This is a genomic window from Streptomyces sp. NBC_00299, from assembly GCF_036173045.1.
GTDB classification, from domain to species: Bacteria; Actinomycetota; Actinomycetes; order Streptomycetales; family Streptomycetaceae; genus Streptomyces; species Streptomyces machairae.
Genome location: NZ_CP108039.1, coordinates 6,142,351 through 6,167,175 on the forward strand (window position 1 = coordinate 6,142,351; position 24,825 = coordinate 6,167,175).

22 protein-coding genes and 1 tRNA gene are annotated in these 24,825 nt (G+C 70.5%); 15 read left to right on the forward strand and 8 right to left on the reverse strand.

The genetic code is table 11. The annotated features are described in order from the left end of the window. Nucleotide 1: 1 nt before the first annotated feature. The 4 genes from OHT51_RS27350 (at nucleotide 2) to OHT51_RS27365 (ending at nucleotide 3,293) form a co-directional block, all read left to right on the forward strand. The gene (locus tag OHT51_RS27350; protein WP_328881566.1) at nucleotides 2-928 is read left to right on the forward strand and encodes an SDR family NAD(P)-dependent oxidoreductase; all 927 of its coding nucleotides are present in this window, start codon (nucleotides 2-4) and stop codon (nucleotides 926-928) included. A 53-nt stretch (nucleotides 929-981) separates the two neighbouring features. Further along, nucleotides 982-1,845 carry an enoyl-CoA hydratase/isomerase family protein gene (locus OHT51_RS27355; protein ID WP_328881567.1) on the forward strand — a complete coding sequence of 288 codons (864 nt, stop codon included), beginning with the start codon at nucleotides 982-984 and terminating at the stop codon, nucleotides 1,843-1,845. Nucleotides 1,846-2,326: 481 nt separating this feature from the next. Then, on the forward strand, nucleotides 2,327-2,767 hold the full coding sequence (locus OHT51_RS27360; protein WP_328881568.1) for a VOC family protein: 441 nt from the start codon (nucleotides 2,327-2,329) through the stop codon (nucleotides 2,765-2,767). A 28-nt stretch (nucleotides 2,768-2,795) separates the two neighbouring features. Further along, complete coding sequence (locus OHT51_RS27365) at nucleotides 2,796-3,293, forward strand: pyridoxamine 5'-phosphate oxidase family protein (protein WP_328881569.1); 498 nt, start codon at nucleotides 2,796-2,798, stop codon at nucleotides 3,291-3,293. 201 nt (nucleotides 3,294-3,494) lie between these two features. Here OHT51_RS27365 and OHT51_RS27370 read toward each other — a convergent pair whose 3' ends face one another. Beyond that, entirely contained in the window at nucleotides 3,495-3,692 is a 198-nt protein-coding gene (locus OHT51_RS27370) for a hypothetical protein (RefSeq protein ID WP_328881570.1), read from the reverse strand. A 680-nt stretch (nucleotides 3,693-4,372) separates the two neighbouring features. On the opposite strand from OHT51_RS27370, the gene OHT51_RS27380 reads away from it, so the two are divergent. From OHT51_RS27380 to OHT51_RS27390, 3 genes are read left to right on the forward strand one after another with little or no spacing between them, the layout of a single operon-like run. Next, on the forward strand, nucleotides 4,373-5,749 hold the full coding sequence (locus tag OHT51_RS27380) for an alpha/beta hydrolase (RefSeq protein WP_328881571.1): 1,377 nt from the start codon (nucleotides 4,373-4,375) through the stop codon (nucleotides 5,747-5,749). A gap of 58 nt (nucleotides 5,750-5,807) precedes the next feature. Then, nucleotides 5,808-6,278, forward strand: coding sequence for a hypothetical protein (locus OHT51_RS27385; RefSeq protein ID WP_328881572.1), 471 nt, complete (start codon nucleotides 5,808-5,810; stop codon nucleotides 6,276-6,278). Nucleotides 6,279-6,298: 20 nt separating this feature from the next. After that, nucleotides 6,299-6,823, forward strand: coding sequence for a WXG100 family type VII secretion target (locus tag OHT51_RS27390; RefSeq protein ID WP_328881573.1), 525 nt, complete (start codon nucleotides 6,299-6,301; stop codon nucleotides 6,821-6,823). Nucleotides 6,824-6,979: 156 nt separating this feature from the next. Here OHT51_RS27390 and OHT51_RS27395 read toward each other — a convergent pair whose 3' ends face one another. Next, on the reverse strand, nucleotides 6,980-7,666 hold the full coding sequence (locus OHT51_RS27395) for a hypothetical protein (RefSeq protein ID WP_328881574.1): 687 nt from the start codon (nucleotides 7,664-7,666) through the stop codon (nucleotides 6,980-6,982). Between the two features lie 154 nt (nucleotides 7,667-7,820). Further along, nucleotides 7,821-7,893: transfer RNA gene (locus tag OHT51_RS27400), tRNA-Arg, on the reverse strand. A 324-nt stretch (nucleotides 7,894-8,217) separates the two neighbouring features. Here OHT51_RS27400 and OHT51_RS27405 point away from each other — a divergent pair. From OHT51_RS27405 to OHT51_RS27420, 4 genes are all read left to right on the forward strand, one after another. Further along, nucleotides 8,218-9,825 (forward strand): dynamin family protein, encoded by a 1,608-nt coding sequence (locus OHT51_RS27405; RefSeq protein ID WP_328881575.1) that lies wholly within the window; start codon nucleotides 8,218-8,220, stop codon nucleotides 9,823-9,825. Between the two features lie 354 nt (nucleotides 9,826-10,179). Next, a complete protein-coding gene (locus OHT51_RS27410; RefSeq protein WP_443052736.1) occupies nucleotides 10,180-12,333 on the forward strand; it encodes a GTPase in 2,154 nt (717 codons plus the stop codon). A 306-nt stretch (nucleotides 12,334-12,639) separates the two neighbouring features. Beyond that, entirely contained in the window at nucleotides 12,640-13,173 is a 534-nt protein-coding gene (locus OHT51_RS27415) for a single-stranded DNA-binding protein (RefSeq protein WP_328881577.1), read from the forward strand. A 262-nt stretch (nucleotides 13,174-13,435) separates the two neighbouring features. After that, the gene (locus tag OHT51_RS27420) at nucleotides 13,436-14,854 is read left to right on the forward strand and encodes a Cys-Gln thioester bond-forming surface protein (RefSeq protein ID WP_328881578.1); all 1,419 of its coding nucleotides are present in this window, start codon (nucleotides 13,436-13,438) and stop codon (nucleotides 14,852-14,854) included. A 293-nt stretch (nucleotides 14,855-15,147) separates the two neighbouring features. On the opposite strand, the gene OHT51_RS27425 is transcribed toward OHT51_RS27420, so the two are convergent. After that, a complete protein-coding gene (locus OHT51_RS27425; protein WP_328881579.1) occupies nucleotides 15,148-15,438 on the reverse strand; it encodes a hypothetical protein in 291 nt (96 codons plus the stop codon). Nucleotides 15,439-15,792: 354 nt separating this feature from the next. Here OHT51_RS27425 and ettA point away from each other — a divergent pair, with 354 nt between their 5' ends. From ettA to OHT51_RS27440, 3 genes are read left to right on the forward strand one after another with little or no spacing between them, the layout of a single operon-like run. After that, nucleotides 15,793-17,457: an energy-dependent translational throttle protein EttA gene (gene ettA, locus OHT51_RS27430; RefSeq protein ID WP_328881580.1), complete on the forward strand. Its 1,665-nt coding sequence runs from the start codon at nucleotides 15,793-15,795 to the stop codon at nucleotides 17,455-17,457. Nucleotides 17,458-17,463: 6 nt separating this feature from the next. Then, entirely contained in the window at nucleotides 17,464-17,892 is a 429-nt protein-coding gene (locus OHT51_RS27435; protein ID WP_328881581.1) for an acyl-CoA thioesterase, read from the forward strand. Then, nucleotides 17,889-18,557: a hypothetical protein gene (locus OHT51_RS27440; protein WP_328881582.1), complete on the forward strand. Its 669-nt coding sequence runs from the start codon at nucleotides 17,889-17,891 to the stop codon at nucleotides 18,555-18,557. Before OHT51_RS27435 ends, OHT51_RS27440 begins: the two co-directional genes overlap by 4 nt. A gap of 8 nt (nucleotides 18,558-18,565) precedes the next feature. Here OHT51_RS27440 and OHT51_RS27445 read toward each other — a convergent pair whose 3' ends face one another. Further along, nucleotides 18,566-18,970: a globin gene (locus OHT51_RS27445; RefSeq protein ID WP_328427595.1), complete on the reverse strand. Its 405-nt coding sequence runs from the start codon at nucleotides 18,968-18,970 to the stop codon at nucleotides 18,566-18,568. A 142-nt stretch (nucleotides 18,971-19,112) separates the two neighbouring features. Here OHT51_RS27445 and OHT51_RS27450 point away from each other — a divergent pair, with 142 nt between their 5' ends. Then, complete coding sequence (locus tag OHT51_RS27450; RefSeq protein WP_328881583.1) at nucleotides 19,113-20,099, forward strand: methyltransferase domain-containing protein; 987 nt, start codon at nucleotides 19,113-19,115, stop codon at nucleotides 20,097-20,099. A gap of 100 nt (nucleotides 20,100-20,199) precedes the next feature. Here the strand turns inward: OHT51_RS27450 and OHT51_RS27455 are convergent, their stop codons facing one another. The 3 genes from OHT51_RS27455 to OHT51_RS27465 form a co-directional block, all read right to left on the reverse strand. After that, nucleotides 20,200-21,672: an FHA domain-containing protein gene (locus tag OHT51_RS27455; RefSeq protein WP_328881584.1), complete on the reverse strand. Its 1,473-nt coding sequence runs from the start codon at nucleotides 21,670-21,672 to the stop codon at nucleotides 20,200-20,202. A gap of 104 nt (nucleotides 21,673-21,776) precedes the next feature. Next, nucleotides 21,777-23,123, reverse strand: a complete 1,347-nt coding sequence (locus OHT51_RS27460; RefSeq protein ID WP_328881585.1) for a vWA domain-containing protein — start codon at nucleotides 23,121-23,123, stop codon at nucleotides 21,777-21,779. 96 nt (nucleotides 23,124-23,219) lie between these two features. After that, nucleotides 23,220-24,824 carry a protein phosphatase 2C domain-containing protein gene (locus OHT51_RS27465; protein WP_328881586.1) on the reverse strand — a complete coding sequence of 535 codons (1,605 nt, stop codon included), beginning with the start codon at nucleotides 24,822-24,824 and terminating at the stop codon, nucleotides 23,220-23,222. Nucleotide 24,825: the final 1 nt, after the last annotated feature.

Sequence of the window (24,825 nt, forward strand, 5' to 3'; positions counted from 1 at the left end):
CGTGGACAGCAACAGCACATTGACGGGCAAGATCGCACTGGTCACCGGGGCCGGCCGGGGCATCGGCAGAGCCATCGCCGGACGCCTCGCCCAGGACGGGGCGCTGGTCGGCGTCCACTACGGCCGCAGCGAGGCCGCTGCCCTGGAACTCGTCGAGGAGATACGGCAGAACGGCGGGCGTGCCTTCGCGCTCGGGGCCGAGCTGGGGGTGCCGGGTGACGCCGGGGCCGTCTTCGAGGCGTTCGACGCGGGGTTGCGGAAGGAGCGGGAGGAGTACGGGGGGTACGGCGCGGGGGAGGAGGGCGAGCGGGAGGAGTACGAGCGGTACGGCGCGGGGGAGAAGGGCGAGCGGGAGACGGGCGAGCGGGGGGATGGCGAGCGGGAGGAGGACGAGCGGGGGGAGGGCGCATCGGCGCCGGCCGCCGAAGGCTCGCTCGACATCCTGGTGAACAACGCGGGCACGAGCGGTTCGGGCCCCGTGAGTCGGGCCACTCCCGAGATCTTCGACCGCATGATCGCCGTCAACGCCAAGGCGCCGTTCTTCCTCGTGCAGAACGCGCTGCCGCGGATGCGGGACGGCGGGCGCATCATCAACATCTCCTCGCTCGCCTCACGGCGCGCCTTCCCCGAGTCCCTCGCGTACGCCATGTCCAAGGGCGCGCTGGACACGATGACCCTGGGTCTGGCCAAGGAGCTCGGCGGCCGCGGGATCACCGTCAACACGGTCGGGCCCGGGTTCATCGAGACGGACATGAACGCCCGCCGCAGGACGACGCCCGAGGCACGGGCCGCCCTGGCCGCACGGTCCGTCTTCGACCGGATCGGCAGACCTGCCGACGTGGCGGACGTGGTGGGGTTCCTCGCCTCCGACGCAGCTCGCTGGATCACCGGCCAGTACCTCGACGTCGGCGGCGGCACGGACCTGTGACCGGCCCTGACCGTAATGGGCCGATATGTTGTGATCTTCAGGGCGAGCTCAGGATGGGCGAGGACGGGAAGATCGGGATGACCGCGTCGTACGAAACCATCAACACCAGGCTGGACGGCAACGTCCTGTCCGCCACGTTCCACGCCCCGCCGCTGAACCTCATCGGCCCCGAGGTCGTGCGGGACCTGGTCGCGCTGCTGGACGAGCTGTCGGCCCCGACCGCCCCGCGAGTGGTGATCTTCGACAGCGCGGACGCCGACTTCTTCTTCCCGCACGTCGACCTGACGAAAGTCGCCGAGTACACCGCCGAGGCCGCGAAGGCCGGAGGCCCCGGCGACGCCTCCCTGGGGATGCTGTTCCGCAAGCTGAGCCGGCTCCCGGCCGTCACCATCGCCAAGCTGCGCGGCCGGGCCCGGGGGGCGGGCAGTGAGTTCCTCCTGGCCTGCGACATGCGCTTCGCCGCGCGGGAGAACGCCATCCTCAGCCAGCCCGAAGTGGGAATCGGCACACCCCCGGGCGCGGGCGGGATCCAGCACCTCACCCGTTTGCTGGGCCGGGGCCGAGCACTCGAAGCCGTACTGACCTCATCGGACTTCGACGCCGACCTCGCCGAGCGCTACGGATGGGTCAACCGTGCCGTCCCCGACGCCGAACTCGACGAGCTCGTGGCAGGCATCGCCGCGCGGATCGGCGGCTTCCCCCGCGACGCCCTGATCGCGGCCAAGTCGGCCATCAACGCCATCAGCCTGCCCACGCCCGCCGAAGTGCGCGCAGACGCCGCACTGTTCCAGCAGCTCGTCCGGGGCGAGAAGGCAACGCAGCGTACGGCCGAGCTCTTCAAGCAGGGCCTCCAGTCCCGGGGTGCCACCGAGTTCGCGCTCGGAGAGGCGTTGGGCAACTTGCCGCCCCTCGACTGAGTCGTCGCGGACAGTCGAGCGGGTTGGCCCACTCCCGCACGCTCGTGAACGCCCCTATATGCAGACGAGGTTGAGCTCGACGTGCTTCACGCCGGAGATGCCCTTCACTCCGTTTGGGCGCGGACGATCTGGAACACCTCGCCGTCGTCACCGAACCGGGCCCGCGGCGAGTCGGTCCATGGCACCGCGCGGCTCCCTCCTGACCTGCTGCTCCACAGACGCCGAGCGCGCTGGATCGGCTGAGCAAGCCTGCTCTGATCTCTGCCTCGCACAGCGCAGCAACCACGGTGTGGGCCCTCTTCGTGGGAGCCGTTCTCAGCGTGCCGGCGGTGGGCTGGTGCATCCGGATGAATCTCACCCGAGGCGCGATCCAGATTTTTCGGAGTTCCACAGTCTGGGGATGTCGAGAACGTGCGACCGGCTCCGTCCCAGGGACAGCAGCGGCCGGCACCGGCCGCACGAGGAAGAAGGAGAAACCAGCATGGCGATTCAGCGGATGGACAACGTCGGCATCGTCGTCGAGGACATGGATGCCGCCATCGCGTTCTTCGTGGAACTCGGTATGGAGCTGGAGGGCAGGGCCGAGGTCGAGGGCCTCGTCGCCGACCAGTGCACCGGACTCGACGGCGTGCGCTGTGACATCGCGATGGTCCGGACCCCGGACGGCCACAGCCGGCTCGAGCTGTCGAAGTACCACAGCCCCGCGGTGATCAGCGACGGGCCGCGCAACCGGCCGCACAACGTGCTGGGCACGCACCGCGTCATGTTCGCCGTCGACGACCTCAAGGACACCGTTGCCCGCCTGCGCCCCCACGGCGCCGAACTCGTCGGCGAGATCGCCCAGTTCGAGGACAGCCATCTGCTCTGCTACCTCCGCGGCCCGGAGGGCATCATCGTCGGACTGGCCGAGCAGCTGCGCTGAGTGTTTGCTGAGGAGGAGGAACCGAACCATGCAACCGAACGAGATCACCGAGGTACTGAACCGCCCGACCAGCCAGGAGCTGCTGGCCCGTGACGTGACCCGCCTGGCCTACGTCGCCAAGGACGGAACCCCGCGCAACGTACCGATCGCCTTCGTCTGGAACGGGTCGCACATCGTCATGTGTACGGCGACGAACGCGCCCAAACTGCCGTCGCTGCGGGCGAACCCGATGGTCGCGCTCACGATCGACACTGAGGTCCACCCGCCGAAGATCCTGCTGATCCGCGGCCGGGCCGAGCTGGACGTCGTCGACGGCATTCCCGAGGAGTACCTGCAGGCCAACGGCAGCTACCAGATGTCGGCCGAGCAGCGGGTCGAATGGGAGGCCGAGGTGCGCTCGCTGTACGACGGCATGGTCCGGATCGTGGTGACCCCGACCTGGGCCAAGCTGATCGATTTCGAGACGACGCTGCCGACCGCGGTCGAAGAGCTGGCCCGGCGGCGGGCCGAGCGCCAGGGCGCCTGAATCCCGTCTTGAACAGCAAAAACGCCCTCCCGAAGGAGGGCGGAGACTGGGCGCCCCCGGCAGGACTCGAACCTGCGGCCAAGCGCTTAGAAGGCGCTTGGCGTGTTCGCCGGGAGTCGGCCACTGACCTGGGCAGCTACGCCTTCCGCTGGCAGCTCGTCCCCTGCCGTCGACACGCATTCGACATGGCCCGGGACCGGTTCACGGTCGCCGGTAGGCCGATGGGTCGACACCCGCTTCTGGCGTCCTGCTGAAGGACACGTAGGCGGGGTGCTCTGGGTCTCCAACCTGTATGAGGGCGTAGAGATCAAGGTCATGGTTCGCGAATCTGTGGAGGAACTGGAGGAACAGCTCCAACTCCTCGTCCGACAGCCGCTCATCGTGCCGCTCGTTGCGCATGCGGTCACGATACGAGCGGAGGAGCTACGACCTGACGCGGGGCCTTCCTGCTAGCGGTTGATGGGAAGAGCGGCTTCTTGGATGCCCAGAACCGATGCCGGGCGGCGGCGACGCCGAGCCGCGCTGTGATGTCTGCCGGAGCCGGCACCTTGGCTTCGGCCCGGCTCTCCCAACCCCCTTGCCTGCCTGCGGCTTTCATTGCAGTGGCAGGGCCTTGCCACTCGATACGAGGTGATCCAGAAGCAACGGTCTAGGGCGAGAAGACGTCGGCTAGGCTGAGTGCCTCGAACTCATGAGTGAGTAGCAACGGGGGTTGTCATATGCCTACTTGGGTTGGCTTGCCATGCTCTGCGGGACCCCCGGGCCAGCCGAGCGGGAGCCGACGTGGCTTCTGACTTCTCCCGGCTGATGAAGCAGGACTTCTCCGACCTGGAAGCCGCGGTCAAGTCCTGGCGCGGGCTCTCGACGACCATGGACTCGCTCACCGACCGTCACCGCCGACAGGTCACCGGGCCGCTGCACCAGTCCTGGAAGGGCGATGACGCCGACGCGGCCCTCTTCTACTTGGAGGACGTCGAGTCGCGCATCGGTGTGGTCGAGACGGAGGCCATGGCCATCGCCGAGGTCCTGAACACCACAAGGTTCTGGATGGAGCAGTCCCGACCGACCTCCGTAACGCGGTGCGGCGTGCGGAGCAGGACGGTTTCGACGTCGACAACGACGGTTGGGTCAGCGATCCGACGACCTCGGGCCTTCCACGCCAGGACCCCGACGCACAGCAGATCATTGCGGACCGCAGCGCCCTGCTCGGGGAGCACCGCGCCGCCATCGACGAGGCCCTGGCTGCCGCGCACAAGGCCAGTAACGACGGCGCGAGGGCGCTCGCCGAGCTGAACGGCGACATTCTCACCGATCCGCTCAGCCGCGACGCGGCGGCGGAATCCGCCCGGGACGTCAAGAACGCGATGAAAGCTGTGGGTGTCCAGGCCCCGCAGATCCCTTCGGACGACCCGAAGGCTGCCGCCGACTGGTGGAAGGCCCTCAGCCCCGAGGAGCGTCAGACCTACACCACGCTCTACCCGAGGCAGATCGGAGCGACCGACGGTCTGCCGTCGGACGTGCGCGACGACGCCAATCGCACGGCCCTCGCCCAGGAAATGAATCTGATCCAGGAGGGCAACTGGGACGAAGGGTTCCCGGGGGACACCGATGAAACCGTCAACAGGCGCCTGAGCAATCTCCAGGTGCTGAACGACCGGCTCGAAGCCGCGGATGCCGCGCCAAGGGGCAAGGAGCTGTACCTCCTCGGCTACGACTCCAAGGACGACGGACGGGCCATCATCGCCATGGGCAACCCCGACACGGCCGCGCACACCGGCATCCTGGTGCCAGGCACCAACACGAACATGGACGCCGTACCCGGTCAGCTCGAGCGCATCGACAGGCTGCAGTCGGCGGCGGAGAGCCGGTCCAACGGCGAGAGCGTGGCGATGATCACCTGGCTCGGCTACGACGCCCCCGAGGCGTCCGCGACCGACTTCACCAGCGTCGGTGGAACCGGGCGAGCCGAGGAGGCCGCTCCTGACCTGCGGCAGTTCGTGGCGGGCTCGCATGCCGCGCATGACGGATCGCCGAGTCACACCACCGTTATCGGACACAGCTACGGCTCCACAGTCGTGGGTGCTGCCGCAGCCGGAGGCTCCGGCCTGGGCGCGGACGACGTGGTTGCAGTCGGTAGTCCTGGGATGACAGTGGACGAGGCCGAGGATCTGCAGATGGATCCCGAGCACGTGTGGGTCGGTACTGCGGAGGACGACGCTGTCGCCAACAACACCTCCGACTACACCCTCGGCCGCGACCCGACGCTTGGAGGCTTCGGTGGCAACAACTTCGAGGTCGACACCCATGGCCACAGCGGCTATTGGGACAGCGGGCCGTACGGACCCAGCGAGTCCCTCGACAACCAGGGAGCGATCATTGCAGGCAGGCAGCCCACAGAGGTTCCGAAGGAGGGCTCCGAGATGCCGCCGGACGCCTATATCGTCCCTGGTCTCTAGGCCCTTCTTCCGGACGATGCTGGCTGTCTCCGCAGTTCTCCTTTCAACTGGAGGTTGTGTGTCCCAGAGTGACGACGCGAACACCCCGCTGCCGCGGATGGAAAAGGACGCCGCGCTGAAGTGGGCCAAGGACTACACCGCGTACATGGCCAGGATCGCCGATGTCGAGCTCACCCCTTCGACGGCCAAGGTGCACTTCGAGGCATGTATCGGGGCGAACGACGAGGTGGCCGAGGACGGCCGGTACAGCCTCTTCTACTACGTCAATTCCCCGGCGCCCGTCACGGAGCACACGCGCGTCGTGAAGACGCTCCGTCAGGAGCTCTCCAAGCAGGGGTACGAGGTCACGGGATACCGGGAGTTCAAGGATGCCTACGAGTCGGCAGTGTTCAGGGCTGACAACAAGGAGAACTCCTATCGCGTGACGGCCGAGACCGTCGGCTCCGGCAAGACAAAGCCCCAAGCGCTCTCTTTCTCCGTACGCACCCCCTGCATGCTCCCGCCCGGTGCGAAGCAGCAGCAGTTCTGACCGATTGAGAGGAACTGGACGTGTCTCAGAGCACCAACGTCGACCCGGCCGAACTGCGCGCGTCCGCCGGCGCCTGCGACGGTGTATCCCAAACCATGAAGGGACCGGCCGACAAGGCCATCAGGGAATCGAGGACCGCGGGCAACTCGCTCACTGGCTGGTCGATCGGCGCCGCTTTGACAGAGATCGCCACCAGCTGGAAGCCGGCCCTCGACGGTCTGCACTCCCGCCTCCAGGCCGGCAGGGACAACCTCAGGTCGTCGGCGGACGGCCACGAATGGAACGACCAACGGACGTCCCAGGACTTCGAGAAGACCGGCACCGCGACACAGGCCACCTCCGGTGAAATGCCCGCGGTTCTGCGCCCGGGTACGGGCGAGCGCCACGCCCTCGGGCATCCGGGCAGCGCCCCGGGCGTCCAACCAGTGGGCCGGGGGTCCGGCGCCGGACCACTGGACCCGCGCACCTCGTACGGCACCACTATGCCGACGTACGACGAGACCATCAGTACTCGCCCCACTCCCGGCACGAACGACTTCGGCTGACTCGACACTCCTGCCTGACCGTCACAGACCTGCCGCAATCGGCAGTCGCGTCTGTATGAGCGACTATCAGGAACTAGCGTCTGGCAGGGCTTCTTTTCGGAACGTGGTTTCAGAGCCGCTGCCGTCGACACACATTCGACACGGCCCGGAGCCGGTTCAAGGCCACCGGTAAGCCGATGGGTCGACACCCGCTTCCGGCGTCCTGCTGAAGGACACGTAGGCGGGGTGCGCTGGGTCTCCAACCTGTATGAGGGCGTAGAGATCAAGGTCATGGTTCGCGAATCTGTGGAGGTACTGGAGGAACAGCTCCAACTCCGCATCTGAAAGCCGCTCGTCGTGCCTCTCGTCGGAAAGCAGTGGACCGACACGGGGGACATCCACGAACAACGCGACCTGAAAGGCCGTGCAGAGGGCGAGACCCGCACCGTCCCAGGACATCCCGCCCTCACGCGCATACTGCGGCAGCACATCGAGGACGAACGGCTCAAGCCGGGTGACCTGCTGTTCCAAGGCGAGTCGGGCGGCATCCTCGCTGGTTCCGTCATCCGTCGAGCGTGGCGCAACGCCCGTAAGGCCGTACTGCCCCCGCACGTCTTCGAGTCGCCCACCGGACGGCGCGTCTACGACAACCGGAACACGCGCCTGACGAAGTGGCTGAACGACGGGATCCCGCCTGCCCAGGTGGCCGACTGGGCTGGGAACAGCGTGGCCGTGCTCCTGGCGACCTACGCCCGATGCGTCGAAGGTCAGCTGCCCGACCTGAAGAGGCGGCTCGAAGCTGCCGGAGATCTCCCCGAGCGGTCGTCCGCTGGCTGACCCCTCGGCCGCCCAGAACTTCGACACGTATTCGACACAGCCACCCGCGAAAACCCGGTGACAGCCGGACAGCCCCGGAGTCTGCCCTTGATCATCAAGGGGGCGTCCGGGGCTTCGCCGCGCCCGGCATTACCCGCACTGACCAGCAAAAACGCCCTCCCGAAGGAGGGCGGAGACTGGGCGCCCCCGGCAGGACTCGAACCTGCGGCCAAGCGCTTAGAAGGCGCCTGCTCTATCCACTGAGCTACGGGGGCCGGTTGTGGTGGCCTCGGTCGTGGTGCGCCCGGGTGTGGGCTGATTCCGTGACGTTGCCGGGGACAAGGATAGGGCTCCCGCGTCCGTGTCCCTGTTGCTTCGCCTCCGTGGCTCGATGTGGAGGTTCGGTGAAGCGGTCCTGATAATCGCAGGCAGGTACGAATCGTGCACCGCTTTTGGCCTCTCGCGCCCCGGGTGTTGTGCACTCGTTATGCCTGGACTGTGCCTGTGTCCCAGTCGTCCCTTCCATCCCTTGTGTCCCGTCGGCGCGCAGACATACTCATATGCTTCAGAATTCCCCTAAAATTGGGCATTCTTCGCATGTGGTGACCTTGGACGTACGGCCTCAGCTGCTCGACGCACTTTCCGCCCTGCGCGACCGTGTCGCGGCCGCACGCTTTCCGCTGCCCCTGGCGGGGGCGCCACGCGCGCGTGCCAACCGCGACGAACTGCTCGCACAGCTCGACGACTATTTGGTGCCCCGCTTGAGAGAGCCCGAAGCGCCGTTGCTTGCCGTGGTGGGCGGATCGACCGGGGCCGGCAAGTCGACGCTCGTCAACTCGATCGTGGGCCGGCGCGTGACCGAAGCGGGAGTGCTGCGGCCGACCACGCGAAATCCCGTGCTGGTCTGTCATCCGGACGACCATCACTGGTTCAGCGGGGTGAGGGTGCTGCCCGACCTCACGCGCGTGTGGATGCCCGATCAGGATCCGGCGGAGGAGCTGATGGCGCCGGGCGAGGATGCCGCGCGCGTGCTGCGGCTCGAGACCGCCGACACGCTGCCGCCCGGGCTCGCCCTGCTCGACGCGCCCGACATCGACTCCCTGATCGCGGACAACCGAGCCCTCGCGGCCCAGCTGATCTGCGCGGCCGACATCTGGGTGATGGTCACGACGGCCGCCCGGTACGCCGACGCCGTTCCCTGGCATCTGCTGCGCACAGCCAAGGAGTACGACGCCACCCTGGTGACCGTTCTGGACAGGGTTCCGCATCAGGTCGTCTCCGAGGTGTCCCGGCAGTACGGCGCGCTCCTCACCAAGGCCGGCCTCGGTCACATCCCCCGCTTCACCGTGCCCGAGCTGCCCGAGTCGGCCTGGGGCGGCGGGCTTCTGCCGGCGACGGCGGTGGCACCGCTGCGCACCTGGCTCAGCCAGCAGGCCCAGGACCCGGGGGCGCGGGAACACGCCATCATCCGAACGGCCAACGGTCTGCTCGATTCGCTCAAGGTCCGCATGCCCGAGCTGGCGAACGCCGCCGCCGCCCAGTACGCGGCAGCGCTACGGCTCACCAGCGCCGTGGACAGTGCGTACGACAGCGAGTACGCGCGCGTACGGAGCCGGCTCCAGGCCGGTGCCGTGCTCGCCGGCGACGCGCTGAAGCGCTGGCGTGCCTTCCCGCTCGACTGCTCCGCCAGCGAGCTGCTGGAGTCGCTGGTGGAGAGCCTGAGCACGCTCCTGCTGTGCGCCGTCACCGCCGCCGACGAGCGCGTCGACGACGCCTGGCGGCGCGAACCGGCCGCCGCGGCCCCCGAACTGACGGGCCGCGACCCACGGCCGGCGAGCGTAGAACACCGCATCGGCATGGCCGTACGGCGCTGGCGCAGGGAACTCGAGGAGTACGCGGAGGACGAGGTGAGCGTCCTCGACCGCAGCGTCGCCCCCGATTCCGAGGTCGTCACCGCCCTCGTCGCCACCGCCCTGCTGGGCGGACGCCGGGCGCGGTCGGCGGGGGAGGGGCTCGCCGAACGGATCGGCGCGCACGGCGCGCTGCGGCTGCGCGACCGGGCCGGGCGGCTGCTCACCGAGCACCTGGACCGGGTCATGCACAACGAACGCGAGCGACGGCTCGCCCCGCTCGACGCCCTGGAGGTCCATCCGGAACCCCAGGCCGAACTCATCGCCGCGCTGTCCGTACTGCAGAAGGAGAGGTGACCGGTGACTGCCGTCACTGACCAGGACCACACGGAACACGCCGATCAGCAGAAGGACGGCGCCACGGGGCCCGCCGTGCGCGAGAACAGCACCCCGGCGAACGTCCCTCTGGAGGGCGCTTCCGGGAACCGCCTCCCCGCGGAGGGCGATCAGGCGGCGGGAGCGCCCGGCGAGGGCGAGGGTCCCGCAGCCGTCGAGGAGCCGGAGAACCGAAGCATGCTCTGGAGGAAGCTCGCTAAGTGGGACGGCCGGGCGGACGACGGCCACGCGCGCGTGGAGGACCTGACGGACAGTGACACGCCCGCGCGCGAGGGGGCCCTCGACTCCGGCGGCCGTGAGGATGGTGAGGCACAGATGCGGGTGAGTGTCCCCGAGCCCGGGGGGCGTAAGGACGTTGACGCGCACGCGCGTGGGGGCGCCGCCGATTCCGGCGGCCGTAAGGAGAGCGGCACGCCCGCGCGTGAGGACGCCCCGGACTCCGGCGCCCGCGAGGGCGGTGTCGCGCCCGCGCGTGAGGGGAGCCGTGACGCCGGGGCCCGCAGGGATGGTGACACGCCCGCACGTGGCGCTGCCTCCGACCCGGGCGGCCGTAAGAGCGGCGGCACCTCCCGACGTACGGATTCCTCGGCACGTACGGAGCCCTCGTCGTCCCGCACCGAGCCCCCGTCTCGCACGAAGCCCCCGTCCCGTAAGGACTCTCCCGCGCGTACACATCCCGCCCCTCGTACGGATTCCGCCTCTCGGGTGGACTCCTCCGCGCGGTCGGACGCCGCCCGCACGGAACCCTCCTCCGGTACGGACTCCGCGACCCCCTGGGACGACGGGCTGATCGCAAGGCGGGTGAATGAGAACGCCGCTCCGGAACAACCCGCCGCTGTGGAACCCCGCGCCTCCGGGGCGCAGGTCGTGACGCCGCTCGCGTACGACGGGGCATTGCGGTCCCGGCTCGACGCGCTGCGCGAACTGGTCGGGCTCTCGCGCACCCGGCTCGACAACAAGACGCTCTCCGAGGCGGGCCGGGTGCTCGACGAGGCGGCGGCGCGGCGCAGGCTCTCCGGGCAGCACACCGTCGTCGCCATCGCGGGCGCCACGGGCAGCGGCAAGTCGCAGCTGTTCAACGCGCTCGCCGGGGTGACCATCTCGGAGACGGGCGTACGGCGGCCGACGACCGCCTCACCCCTCGCCTGCAGCTGGAGCGACGGCGCGGTCGGCCTCATCGAGCGGCTCGGCATCCCACCGCGGCTGCGGCGGCGTCCCGCGCAGAACGCGGCTGCGGACGGGCAGCTGCGCGGGCTCGTCCTGGTCGATCTGCCCGACCACGACTCGGCCGCCGTGCAGCACCGCGAGCAGGTCGACCGCGTCCTGGGGCTCGTCGACGCGGTCATCTGGGTGGTCGACCCCGAGAAGTACGCCGACGCGGTCCTGCACGAGCGCTATCTGCGGCCCATGGCGGGACACGCCGAGATCATGTTCGTCGTCCTCAACCAGGTCGACCGGCTGCCCGGGGAGGCCACCGACCAGGTCCTCGACGACCTGCGGCGGCTGCTCGACGAGGACGGCATCGCGCTGGGCGAGCACGGCGAACCGGGCGCCATCGTGCTTGCGCTGTCCGCCCTCACCGGCGAGGGCGTCGGCGAACTGCGTGAGGCGCTCGGCCAGTTCGTGGCGGAACGCGGGTCGGCCGCGCGCCGGATCTCGGCCGACGTGGACGCCGCCGGATGGCGGCTGCGGCCCGTGTACGCCGCGCGGCGGCGGACCGGGCTCAGCGAGGAGGCGCGCGACGAGTTCTCCGCGCGCCTCGCGGACGCGATCGGCGCCACCGCCGCGGGCGAGGCCGCCGAACGGGCATGGCTGCGCAACGCCAACCGCGCGTGCGGGACGCCTTGGCTGCGGCTGTGGCGCTGGTACCAGGACCGGGGCGAGCCCACGACGGGACGTCTGTCCGTGCGGACGCAGACGGACGAGGAGGCCACCGCGCGGCAGCGCGTCGAACAGGCAGTGCGTACGGTCGCCGACCGGGCGTCGGCCGGGCTGCCCACACCGTGGGCGCAGGCGGTGCGCGAGTCGGCCGTACGGGGCGCTCAGGGGCTGCCGGAGGCGCTGGACGAGCTGGCCGCGCGGGCGGGACTGCCGCCCGGGCGGCCGCCACGGCCGGGCTGGTGGCCGGCGGCCGTCCTGGTGCAGGCGTCCATGACGATCCTTCAGGTCATCGGCGGGCTCTGGCTGGTGGGACAGATCGTCGGGGTGATGGCGCCCAACCTGGGAGTGCCGGTGCTGCTGATGACGGCCGGAATCGTCGGCGGCCCGTTCGTCGAGTGGGGCTGCCGGATGGCGGCCCGGGGGCCGGCACGGCGGTACGGCCTGGAGGCGGAACGGCGGTTGCGGGAGGCGGCGGCCGGGTGCGGGCGGGCCCGGGTACTGGATCCGGTGGCCTCGGAGCTGCTGCGATACCGGGAGGTCCGGGAGCAGTACGGGCGCGTGATGGGGGTGGGGTCCGCGGGGAGGTGACCTGAGCGGCGACGGCTGTGGAGGGGACCGGGGGGACCCTCGGGCGGCCACGAGCCCCACAAGCCCCACGAGCCCCACGAGCCCCGCGGGCCCGCCGGCACCGGGGCTCGTGGGTGCGGCGATCACCCGTCCGGGTGGCGGAGTTGTCCACAGGCACGCGGTGATCCACAGGGCTCAGCGGGCTCGGCCCGACGGAGGCAGTCTGGCTTCGCGGCGATCGCGAAGGACGGTCGGACGCAGCCGTACGGGACGGGCCCGTACGCGTGTCCGCCCGGCGGGAGAGGCCGGGCGAGGGGAGGGATCGAGATGAACGAGACGATCATCTGCGCAGTGGGCAACGTGGCGACACAGCCGGTGTACCGGGAGCTGACGACGGGACCGTCCGCGCGCTTCCGGCTGGCGGTGACCTCGCGCTACCTGGACCGCGGGAAGAACGAGTGGACCGACGGGCACACCAACTTCTTCACGGTGTGGGCCAATCGCCAGCTCGCCACGAACGCCGCCGGGTCGCTGAACGTGGGCGATCCCGTCGTGGTGCAGGGCCGGCTGAAGGTGCGCTCGGACGTACGCGAGGGGCAGAGCTGGACCTCGGCCGACATCGACGCGACGGCGATCGGCCACGACCTGGCGCGCGGCACGTCGGCCTTCCGGCGCGCCCTCAGGCCGGAGACGGGAGCCAGGGCCTCAGCCGCCGGCTCCGCATCTGTATCTGGATCCGCATCCGCGCTGTCCGAACCCGAGCCCGAGTGGGAGACGCCACCCGCCGACGTGGAATCCCCAAAGGCCGACTCCCAACGGGCGGACTCTCAACAGGCCCAGGAGCCAGTAGCGGTGACGTGACGTCAGTCACTTGAAGAGGCTGACCGAAGTGCGGCTTATCGGCGAATGCGTTCCGAACGACCCCGGTGGATTTGTCGATAAGCCCTGCTCGCAGGGGATCTTGGCGATAACGATTCCGAGTCGGATCGGCCCGCCGACGGGATCACAGGGAAGCGTGGTGCGCGGCGTACCTAGGATGCCGGACATAGCTCTCGGGGCTTGAAGCTTCTGCTGGTGGGACCGTGCCCCCCACGTCAACGGGTCCTGCTCGAAGGGGAATTCTGTGTTTGCTGCGTTCTCTGCGCTGTCGGTGCGCGGGCGCGGGGCGGCTCGACTGGCCGCCTCGACCCTGGTGTCCGGGCTGGTCGCCGCCTCGGTGGTTGCCGGTGCCGGCACAGCCGCGGCCGACGGGGCAGCCTGGAGCCAGGGCGGGGCGACCGCGACCATAGGTGGCCTCAAGACCTACGGCGGCGCTGTCGTCCACGCCGACTCCGGTGACCAGGAGATCTCGGCCGGCCTGTTCGAGATGTCCGTCGACGGCGGCGGCATGCTGCAGACGTACTGCGTCGACATCCACAACCCCACGCAGCGCGACGCCAGATATCACGAGACGCCCTGGAGCGGCACCTCGCTGGGCGCCAACAAGGACGCGGGTAAGATCCGCTGGATCCTGCAGAACTCCTACCCGCAGGTGAACGATCTCGCCGCCCTCGCGGGCAAGGCGGGCGTCAAGGGCGGCCTCACCGAGCAGGACGCGGCGGCCGGCACGCAGGTGGCCATCTGGCGCTACTCGGACGGTGCGGACGTCGACGCCGTCGACCCGCAGGCCGAGCAGCTCGCGGACTACCTGGAGAGGAGCGCGCGGGGCCTGGGGGAGCCCGAGGCGTCCCTGCGGCTCGACCCGCCCGCGGTCTCCGGCCACCTCGGTGAGCGGCTCGGTCCGGTGACGGTGCACACCGACTCGGACGGCGTGACGCTGACGCCCCCGGCGGACGCCGCCACCAGCGGGGTGCGGATCGTGGACAAGGACGGCAAGGCCGTCACATCCGCGGCCGACGGCGGTCAGGTGTTCTTCGAGGTCCCCGAGAACGCGGCGGCCGGCCAGGCCGAGCTGACCGTGCAGGCCTCGACCACCGTGCCGGTGGGACGTGCCTTCGCCGCCGAGAGCCGCAGCCAGACGCAGATCCTGGCCGGCTCCAGCGAGTCGACCGTCTCGGCGACGGCGAGCGCGAGCTGGGCGAAGACCGGTGCGATACCCGCGCTGTCCGCCGCGGAGAACTGCGACAAGGGCGGCGTCGACATCACCGCCGCCAACGAGGGCACCGAGGCGTTCACGTTCGAGCTGCTCGGGATCGAGCACAGCATCGCGGCGGGCGAGTCACGGACGGTGACGGTCCCGCTCCAGGAGGACCAGGCGTACGACTTCACCATCCAGGGGCCGGGCGGCTTCGAGAAGCGGTTCACCGGAGTGCTGGACTGCATGACGCAGATGGGTGAGGCCGAGGCGGCGGGCGCGCTGACCCAGACCCTCGCCGAGCCGAGCCCCGCCACGGTCGGTACGGCGACCGACGACACCAACCTCGCCGCGACCGGAGGCTCCGCGATGACCCCCCTGATCACGGGCATCGCCATCGGCCTGGTCGTGATCGGCGGCGCGGCGCTGATCGTCGTACGGAAGAAGCAGCTGCCGACGCAGGACTGAGGCAGGCGGCCGGCCGGCGCCTGGTTGCCGCCCCGCCCGGACACCTCGACAGAACACCAGATCACAGAACACCAGATCACGTAACACCAGATCAGGGGCTTGATCCACTTCGCTGGATCAAGCCCCTGACTGTTTCACGGGGTGCCTGGGGGTGCGCTGCCGTCGGCGGAACAACCCATGGGCCGTCTGTCACGGCCCGTACTCCACCGGTAGGTCTCGCCATGGGGCACCGATTCGCACCCGCCAGAATCCCTGCGTGAGACGTGGCGAGAAGACCTCGTCTCGGACTCGGTCTACCAGGCGCTGTTGTCGCAGCCCATGGTCGAGCCGATGTGGGTGGCCTGCGCGCCCGTGTCGCCCTCGCCGTTGAGCGCGTTGCCCAGCGCGCCGTTGAGAATGCCGACCTGCCCGAGGACGTCGACGTTCAGGTCGTGCGACTTGCAGTTCGAGCTCTGCAGGACGCTGACCTTGTCCCCGCCCTTGCCGCCGTGGCCGTGGCCGTCGGCGGTGGCGGTGCCGGCGCCCAGGAGTCCGACGGTGCCGATGGCGACGGCCACGACGGCAGCCTTGCGAAGGTTGTGCATGTCTTCTCCGATGGAGTGAGGTGGTGGGTGCGATCCGTTAAAGATCGACTCCGTACAGTTACGGGAGGTTAATGTGAAAAATTCCTATATGTCCCGGCGGCACGCCGATATCGGCACCCGGGTGCGCCCACCCGGACGCCCGAACTCGCCACGGCTCCGCAACTGCGGCGCCGGCACCTCCCGCTGAGCTTCTGTCAGCTCGACCGCGCGGCTCGGCACCCGGCCGATCACCTTCGGCGACGAAAGTCCAGGTCAGGGGGCGTCGGCGATACGGGTTTCCCCCGAGGGGTGGCGATCCGGCAAGATGGGGTGTATCTGCCCACTGCCTGATTTCAAGCTGCCGGACGGTTTCTCTTGGCTGAGTTCATTTACACCATGCGCAAGGCGCGCAAGGCGCACGGCGACAAGGTGATTCTCGACGACGTCACCCTGAACTTCCTCCCCGGAGCGAAGATCGGCGTCGTCGGCCCGAACGGCGCCGGTAAGTCGACGATTCTGAAGATCATGGCGGGGCTGGAGCAGCCGTCGAACGGTGAGGCGTTCCTGTCGCCCGGGTACACCGTGGGCATCCTGATGCAGGAGCCCAAGCTGAACGAGGAGAAGACCGTCCTGGAGAACGTCCAGGAGGGTGTCGCCGAGGTCAAGGGCAAGCTCGACCGGTTCAACGAGATCGCCGAGCTGATGGCCACCGACTACTCCGACGCGCTTCTCGAAGAGATGGGCAAGCTCCAGGAGGACCTCGACCACGCCAACGCGTGGGACCTCGACGCCCAGCTCGAGCAGGCCATGGACGCGCTCGGGTGCCCGGCCGGCGACTGGCCCGTCGTCAACCTCTCCGGTGGTGAGAAGCGCCGCGTCGCGCTGTGCAAGCTGCTGCTGGAAGCCCCTGACCTGCTGCTGCTCGACGAGCCCACCAACCACCTCGACGCCGAGTCCGTGAACTGGCTGGAGCAGCACCTCGCCAAGTACGAGGGCACCATCGTGGCCGTGACCCACGACAGGTACTTCCTCGACAACGTGGCCGGCTGGATCTGCGAGGTCGACCGCGGCCGGCTCCACGGCTACGAGGGCAACTACTCCAAGTACCTGGAGACCAAGCAGACCCGTCTCAAGGTCGAGGGCCAGAAGGACGCCAAGCGCGCCAAGCGGCTCAAGGAAGAGCTGGAGTGGGTGCGGTCCAACGCCAAGGGGCGTCAGGCCAAGTCCAAGGCGCGTCTCGCTCGCTACGAGGAGATGGCCGCCGAGGCCGACAAGATGCGGAAGCTGGACTTCGAGGAGATCCAGATCCCGCCGGGCCCGCGTCTGGGCAGCATCGTCGTGGAGGTCAACAACCTCAGCAAGGCCTTCGGCGAGAAGGTCCTCATCGATGATCTTTCGTTCACGCTTCCGCGTAACGGGATCGTCGGTGTCATCGGCCCCAACGGCGCCGGCAAGACCACCCTCTTCAAGATGATCCAGGGTCTGGAGACGCCCGACTCCGGCAGCATCAAGGTCGGCGACACCGTCAAGATCTCGTACGTCGACCAGAGCCGCGAGAACATCGACCCGAAGAAGAGCCTGTGGGCCGTGGTCTCCGACGAGCTCGACTACATCAACGTCGGCCAGGTCGAGATGCCCTCGCGGGCGTACGTCTCGGCCTTCGGCTTCAAGGGCCCCGACCAGCAGAAGGCGGCCGGCGTCCTCTCCGGTGGTGAGCGCAACCGCCTCAACCTCGCGCTCACCCTCAAGCAGGGCGGCAACCTGCTACTTCTCGACGAGCCGACGAACGACCTGGACGTCGAGACGCTGTCGAGCCTTGAGAACGCGCTGCTGGAGTTCCCGGGCGCGGCCGTGGTCGTCTCCCACGACCGTTGGTTCCTCGACCGGGTCGCCACGCACATCCTCGCCTACGAGGGCGAGTCCAAGTGGTTCTGGTTCGAGGGCAACTTCGAGTCGTACGAGAAGAACAAGGTCGAGCGGCTCGGCGCGGACGCCACCCGTCCGCACCGCGCCACCTACAAGAAGCTGACCCGGGGCTGATCGATCTTGCGCCACATCTACCGTTGCCCCCTGCGCTGGTCCGACATGGACGCGTACGGACACGTCAACAACGCGGTCTTCGTCCGCTACCTGGAGGAAGCCCGCATCGACTTCCTGTTCCGTCCGGAGAAGGACTTCAAGCAGGGGTCGGTGGTGGCGCGCCACGAGATCGACTACAAGCGGCAGCTCGTCCACCGGCACCACCCGGTGGACATAGAACTGTGGGTCAGTGAGATCAGGGCCGCGTCCTTCACCATCACCTACGAGGTGAAGGACGACGACCTGGTCTACGTCCGGGCCTCGACCGTGGTCGTGCCGTTCGACTTCGAGGCGGAACGGCCGCGCCGGCTCACCGCGGAGGAGAAGGAGTTCCTCCGCGAGTACACGGACGACGCGGACGACAAGGACTCCGAGGAGGAGGCCGTCGCCGCATGACGGTGCTCCACCTCGCCGACGAGGGGGAGGCGGCGGATCTCGCGGCCTTCCTCTCCCGGCTGCTCCACTACGACCGTGGAGCCGCGGTGCGCCTGCAGGCGGCCGGCACCGCGCTCGCCGTCTTCGGACGGCCACCGTCCTTCGAGGTGCTGGCGATCCGCACGGCACGACTCGCGAAACCGTACGAGAACGGGCTCGACGTCACCCTGGACGTGACCGTCTCCGCGGGTGAACTCCTGGAGTCCGTCGACGAGTCGGCGGCCACCGCGGTCGTGCCGGGGGCCGTGACCGGGCCGCCGTGGGCCGGGGTGCTCCCGCCGCGCGGCGGATGGCGGGCGGTGCCGGGGCTGCCCGATCCCGATGCCCTGCGGGCGATGGTCGGTGCGGGTGTCGCGGAGTTCCGGTCGCGTACCCAGGAGCTGGCGGCCGAGCAGCGCACCCGGGCCGAACTCGACCGGGTCGGGCGGGAGATCTGGTCCCGGACCGTCGGGAACACCCATCTGCCGGTGCGTGCCGTGCACGCGGCCCAGTCGCTGGGATTCCTGCGCGCCACCAGGGAGCTGGCCCTGCTCTCGTCCGGTGCGTGGCTACGGCTGCGCACGCCGTACGGGTCGATCGCCGTACGGCGTGCGGGACTCGGCACCCTGGATGTCAGCGTTCGCTGACAGTCGGCTCAGCCCGCGGTGTTCACCATCGAAGCCGCCGCGTACGTCAGGTAGTTCCACAGCGTCCGCTCGTGCTCCTCGGAGAGGCCGAGCTCGTCGACGGCGTCCCGCATGTGCTTCAGCCACGCGTCGTGGGCCGCGCGGTCGACGGTGAACGGGGCGTGGCGCATGCGCAGGCGGGGGTGCCCGCGGTTCTCGCTGTACGTCGTCGGGCCGCCCCAGTACTGGATCAGGAACAGCGTGAGGCGCTCCTCGGCCGGGCCCAGGTCCTCCTCGGGGTACATGGGCTTGAGCAGTGGGTCCTCGGCGACGCCCTGGTAGAAACGGTGGACGAGGCGGCGGAAGGTCTCCTCCCCGCCGACCTGCTCGTAAAAGGTCTGCTCCTGAAGCGTGCCGCGCCGAATCTCATTCACCCGTCCATGGTCTCAGACGCGCAGACGGAGGACCTGAGGCTTAGGACCAGCGGTCGTGAAGGGCAGGGCGCCCCGGGTGACGCGTTCCGGATCGTCCGGCGGTGTGCTCGCCTCGCGGCGCCTGGCGCAGGACAGTGGACGTATGAGCGCGCACGCTCTCGACAACGACCTGGACGACCTCGCCGCCTCGGCGCGGGCCGCGCTGGTGCGCGCGATCGAGGCCGAAGGGGCATGGAGCGAGGACCCGCGGTGGCGGGACGTCTTCGCGGCCGTGCCACGGCATCTGTTCGTGCCGTACTACTACGTCGGCGTCGCCGGCGGCTACGAACGCCGCTGGGGCCAGAGCCCCGACCCGGCCGCGCGTGAGCGGTGGATGCGCGGCGCGTACGCGGACACCCCCCTCGCCACCCGGCTGCGCGACGGCGAGCTGCTCTCCTCCAGCAGCCAGCCGTCCCTGATGGCGATGATGCTGGTCGCGCTGGAGGTGACGGACGGCGACAGCGTCCTGGAGATCGGCGCCGGCACGGGCTTCAACGCCGCCCTGCTCGCGCGCCGGCTCGGCGACGACGACCTCGTCACCAGCATCGACCTGGAGCCGGAGATCACCGAGTCGGCCCGCCGGCACCTGACGGCGGCCGGATACCACCCCGTCGTGGTCACGGGCGACGGGGCGCGCGGCGTGCCCGAGCGCGCACCCTTCGACCGCATCATCGCGACCTGCGCGCTGCCGTCGATCCCGCGCGCCTGGCTCGCCCAGTGCCGCCCCGGCGCCCGCATCCTGACCCCGCTCGCCACCGGACTGCTCGCCCTCACCGTCCAGGACGCCGAGCACGCCGAAGGGCGCTTCCTGCACACGCCCGCGTACTTCGTGCCGCTGCGCGGCGGGATCCGGACCGAGCCGGAGTCCTCGCCCGTGGCCGGGCTGCCGCGCCGGGCCCGGGAGGACGAGCTGTTCCGCTTCCTGCTGGCCCTGACCCGCGGCAGCCTCGATCCACAGGAGGCGTACGCGCTGTGGGAGCGCGAGGGACAGCCCCAGCGGGAGCGGTACGGGATCACCGTGCGCGGCGAGCACGAGTGGGCCTGGCTGGACGACCCGGAGGGCCCGTACGCCTGGCCGCTGCCCGGCTGAAACGCCGGGAGGGGCGGTCGTACGGCACTTTCCTGCCGTACGACCGCCCCTCCCGGTATCGAGATCGAGCCGCGCCCGGAGCCGGACGGTCGTGTTCCGGCTAGCCGCGCCGGACCGTGATCGTCGTCCACGCACCCACGTGCACCCGGTCGCCGTCCTGCAGCGGCACCGGCACGAAGGGCTGGATCGGCTCCTCGGAACCGTTCACCGTGGTGCCGTTCGTCGAGTTCTGGTCGACGACCGCCCAGGTGCCGTCGGGCTGCTGGACCAGGACCGCGTGCTGGTGCGAGACGCCCGGGTCCTCCGGCGGCACCGACAGGTCGATGTCGGGGGATTCGCCGGTGGAGTGGCGGCGGCGGCCGATGGTGACCTGGTTGCCGGTGAGCGTGCGCTGCTGCTCGGGCGAGTACGCGGGCAGGTTCAGGCCCGCGGCCTCGGGGCCGGAGCGCTGCATCATCGCCATGAAGTACTCGCGGTCCGGGCCGATCGTGGCCAGCCAGGTCGTCGGCTGCTGCGGCGGGTAGCCCTGACCGGGCGGCGGGGCCTGGGTGGCGCCGGGCTGCGGGTAGCCGTAGCCGCCCTGAGCGGGGCCACCGGGAGCGCCCGGTCCACCCGGAGCGCCGGGACCCGACGAGGGCGGTGAGATCACCCAGTCGTCGTCACCGCCGCCGAAGGCCGGGCCGCCCTGCGGCGGGCGGTTCGTCTCCTGCGGGAACCCGGGCGGGGCCGGCGGAGCGGACGGGCTTGCCTGCTGGAAGGCCTGCGGACCACCGCTGGTCGCGCCCGGACCACCGGGCGGCGTGGGCCCGGGCGGCGGCGGAACCTGCCGCGCGGGGTCACCGAAGACGGAGGGGCCGTTGCCGCCCGGGCCGCCGGGGCCACCGGGACCGGGGTTGGTGGCACCCGGGCCGCCGGGGCCGGGACCGAAGCCGCCGGGACCGCCGTAGCCCTGACCCGGACCGGGGCCACCCATACCGCCGGGGCCTCCGGGACCGCCCTGGCCGCCGGGGCCAGGCCCGCCGGGACCGCCCGGGGCGCCATGTCCGCCATGTCCGCCCGGTCCCGCAGGCTCCGCGCCGAACGGCGGGATCGGCTCGGCCGGGCGGTTCATCTGGGACGGGCGCGAGCCCTGGTAGTCGTACGAGTCACCGCCGCCGAACGACGGCGGGGGCCCCGACTGCTGCTGGAAGTGCGAGGGCAGGCCCGGGCCGCCGGGCGCCGGGGGGCGCGGGGCTGCGGGGGTGTACGAGGTCGCCGTGTTGGTCAGGAAGTTCCACCGGCACTCCTCGCAGAACGGCGCACCGCCCTCACGTGGCGTACGGCACTGCGGGCAGAGCTCCGGCTCCGGTACGGCGGAAGGATGCGGGGTGCCGCCGGGCTGGCCGGCGTTCGGGCCGCCGAACGGACCACCGGGAGCAGGGCCGCCGGGGCCACCGGGCGGCGGGAAGCCGTAACCGCCACCGGGCGGGGGCGGCGGCGGAGGGGGCGGAGGTACGGCACCGGCCATGCGGTGACCGCAGACCTCGCACCAGTCGTCGGAACCCGACTGGTGTCCGTTCGGGCAGGTCGGCATGTCGGCGCTTCCCCCTCTCCTTTCCGGCCGCTCACGACCGGATTTCTCCAACCCCAAGGGGGTCAGGCTCGATCCTTTTCAGGGTCCTGCTGGGTCCTGCTAGGTCACTTCTTTACACGAACAGTCTTTGTGGACCGTGTCTCGAGAGTCATCTCGTCGGCCTCCGCGACCTTCGCCTTCAGTCGCACAGTACCCGCCGCGGCGTCGACCACGTCCACCACCTTCGCAAGGAGTTTCGCCGTATCGGCATTTCCGGAGGCGCCGGCGAGCTGAACGGCGCGACCCAGTTTGGCCGTTGCTCCATCGATATCGCCCGACTTGCGAAGATCGAGACCTTGTTGAATGACTTGTGCAAGTTCGGCCTGGCCGGTGTAGTGGGCGACCTGAGGGTTGATCGAGGTCGAGGCGACCATGTCGTCGGTCCATACGGCCCGTACGAGACCTTGCGCGCCCAAGTTCTGTGCGGTGCCGTCGGACTGCGGGATGACCAGGGAGGCCCGGGCGGCGAGCATCTCCTGGCCGAGGCCGGCGGCGGGCACCTCGACGCATACGTGGTAGTCACGGGACTCGTCGCCCCAGGAGCCGGTGGGGTAGTCACCGGCGCGCGGGCCGGCCTCGGCGCGGCGGTCGGTCAAGTCCTCCACCGTCGGCGCGACTTGCTTGACGAACTTGATGGTCGTGCCCACCGGCGTCCACACCCGCAGGGCGACGTCCGCGACCTCCTTGCCCATCGCGGTCTCCATCATCCGCGTGAAGTCGGCGGCGAGACCGGCCGGATCGGCGACGATGTCGGAGCTGCCGAGCAGCGCGGAGGCGATGGCTGTGACTTCTTTCACTTCCCAGTCGGTGCCCACGCCACGGGCGTCACAGGTGAAGCGTCCGGCGCAGGCGTCGAGGGCGGCTTTGAGGTCCTGAGGCGACTCGTGCTCGTTGCGGCCGTCGGTGAGCAGGATGCCGTGGCGGATGGCGACGTCGGCCGAGGACAGCAGGCGGTCGGCGAGCCGCAGCCAGGTGCCGATGGCCGTACCGCCGCCCGCGCTGAGCCTGCGCAGGGCCTGTTTGGCCTGGTCGCGAGTGGTGGCGTCGGCGACCGCCAGACGGCCGCCGCCCGGGTAGACCTCCTTGGCCACGTGCGTGCCGTCGATCACAGCGAAGTGCACGCCGTCGCGCAGGGTGTCGATCGCGGCGGCCGTGGCGTCGCGGGCGTTGCGTATCTTGGTCGGCGGGTAGTCCATCGAGCCCGAGCAGTCGACCATGATCGCCACACCCGCGGACGGGCCCTGCCCCGGCGAGTAGAGGTGGGGCGCGGCGACCGCGCTGCCGACGGTGCCGCCGCCGGTCGCGGTCACGGTGACGATCGCGTTGACCTCGCGACCGCCCTCCGGGAGGTACTCGTTCTGGTACACGTCCACCGAGAACTGCGGCACATTTGATTTCGAGAAGTTGGCCATACGTTCTCAAATCCCCCTAAAGAACCCCGCGGTGGGGCCATGGCTGTCGACGGACCGGTCCCCTCCGGTCCGATGAGGCCGTCCCCGCAGTTGGCCTCAGGCCGATCCTGCCCCCATCGGCGGCGCCGGGAACGGCAGGACGGCCACTGTTACGTTGTCGTGGCCCCCGCCGTCGAGCGCGTGTCCGACGAGGACCTGGGCGCTGTGCAGGGGCCGCGCGGCGGCGTCGAGAGGCACGACGTCGGCCATGTCGTCGGCCGCCTCCGCGTAGTTCCACAGGCCGTCCGTGCACACCACCACCACACCCGGCCGGTCCGGCTTGAAGGAAGCGGTGTGCGGCTCCAGTTCGTAGGCGTCCGCGCCGAGCCAGCCCGTGATGGCGTGGGCGCGCTCGTCGGCGTACGCCTCGGCCTCGTTCATCAGACCCGCGGCGACCATCTGCGCGGCCCAGGAGTCGTCCTCGGTGAGCCGGGCCGGGGGTGTGCTGCGGTCCACCGGGACCCAGTAGGCGCGGCTGTCGCCGACCCAGCCGACGACCAGCAGGCCCGCGGTGACGATGGCGCCGACGAAGGTGCAGGCCGGCGCGTTCTGGTGCGGGGCTTGCTCGCGGGCCGTGGCCGGCTCGTTGGCGAGCGCGTTGACCGCGTTGGAGGCCGCGATGATCGCGTCGTGCATGGCCTGCTGCGGGTGTGCGCCGCGTGGCAGGGCGGCCAGCAGCGACTCGCTCGCGGCCCGGGACGCGGCCATCGAGGCGTCGTCGGGACGGGTCGCCGAGGACACGCCGTCGCAGACGATCGCCAGGACCGCGGGCCGGCCGTCGGGCAGCGCGGTGCAGCCGACGGCGAACGCGTCCTCGTTGCGGTGGTGGCGCAGGCCGCGGTCGCTGACGGCGGCGACGGGGCCGGCGTCCTGCTCCATGTGGTCGCGCTCGCGCGGCTGGGCGTGCCCGCAGTTCTCGCAGTACCCGTCGTGGTCGACGCGGCCCGCGCGACACGCCACGCACACCTTGGTGCCCTCGGGCGGGGTCGGCGCGGCGGCGGACACGCGCGGGTCGGGCGCCTGCAGCGCGTACTCGTCCGGCTCGGGACGGGCGTACCCGTCGGACTCCGCGGGGGCGTACTCGTCGGGCCCCGGAGGGCGGTCGAAACGTACGCCGGAGGCCGGGGCGTCGGGGGAGCCCGGCGAGGGCGGTGGACCGGCCGGGGCGGCGGGCGTCTGCGGGCCGCTGGGCACGGCGGGGCCGCCCGGGGCCGGGACGGCCGGGTGGCCGGGTGAGGCGTGGTGGCCGGGCTGTGCCCGGTGGTCGGGGGCCGGCGAGGCGCCCGGGATGCCGTGGTTGCCCGGCGCCGGGACGCCCGGTGTGCCGTGCGCGGCGTCGGGGGCGGTCGCCGCCGGCGGCACCTGCGGGGGCGGCGGCGTGCCCGGGGGCAGGTCGCGGCCGCCGGAGTCGGTGCCGGGAAGGTCCGTCGGCAGATGGGTGGCCTCGGGGGCGGCGCCGTCCGGTGCGGCGACGGGCCAGTCCGCGCCGGGCGCGCCCGTGGCAGGCGGCGGCACCGAGCCGTTCATGGCGATGGTCGGATGGTCGTCCGGCCGTACTGGCACGGCGGACAGGTCATATCCGCACGCACCGCAGAAACGGTCACCCGACTCGAGCGGCCATTCGCAGCTCGGGCAGGCGGACAGCTGGGGCATCTGCGACATC

What these genes read in the sequence shown, in the direction of transcription:
- OHT51_RS27370 (WP_328881570.1), bottom strand. Translation starts at nt 3,692, where the DNA reads ATGCGCAACGAGCGGCACGATGAGCGGCTGTCGGACGAGGAGTTGGAG.
- OHT51_RS27410 (WP_443052736.1), top strand. Translation starts at nt 10,180, where the DNA reads ATGCGGGTGAGTGTCCCCGAGCCCGGGGGGCGTAAGGACGTTGACGCG.
- OHT51_RS27415 (WP_328881577.1), top strand. Translation starts at nt 12,640, where the DNA reads ATGAACGAGACGATCATCTGCGCAGTGGGCAACGTGGCGACACAGCCG.
- OHT51_RS27360 (WP_328881568.1), top strand. Translation starts at nt 2,327, where the DNA reads ATGGCGATTCAGCGGATGGACAACGTCGGCATCGTCGTCGAGGACATG.
- OHT51_RS27355 (WP_328881567.1), top strand. Translation starts at nt 982, where the DNA reads ATGGGCGAGGACGGGAAGATCGGGATGACCGCGTCGTACGAAACCATC.
- OHT51_RS27425 (WP_328881579.1), bottom strand. Translation starts at nt 15,438, where the DNA reads ATGCACAACCTTCGCAAGGCTGCCGTCGTGGCCGTCGCCATCGGCACC.
- OHT51_RS27460 (WP_328881585.1), bottom strand. Translation starts at nt 23,123, where the DNA reads ATGGCCAACTTCTCGAAATCAAATGTGCCGCAGTTCTCGGTGGACGTG.
- OHT51_RS27455 (WP_328881584.1), bottom strand. Translation starts at nt 21,672, where the DNA reads ATGCCGACCTGCCCGAACGGACACCAGTCGGGTTCCGACGACTGGTGC.
- OHT51_RS27465 (WP_328881586.1), bottom strand. Translation starts at nt 24,824, where the DNA reads ATGTCGCAGATGCCCCAGCTGTCCGCCTGCCCGAGCTGCGAATGGCCG.
- OHT51_RS27365 (WP_328881569.1), top strand. Translation starts at nt 2,796, where the DNA reads ATGCAACCGAACGAGATCACCGAGGTACTGAACCGCCCGACCAGCCAG.
- OHT51_RS27450 (WP_328881583.1), top strand. Translation starts at nt 19,113, where the DNA reads ATGAGCGCGCACGCTCTCGACAACGACCTGGACGACCTCGCCGCCTCG.
- OHT51_RS27440 (WP_328881582.1), top strand. Translation starts at nt 17,889, where the DNA reads ATGACGGTGCTCCACCTCGCCGACGAGGGGGAGGCGGCGGATCTCGCG.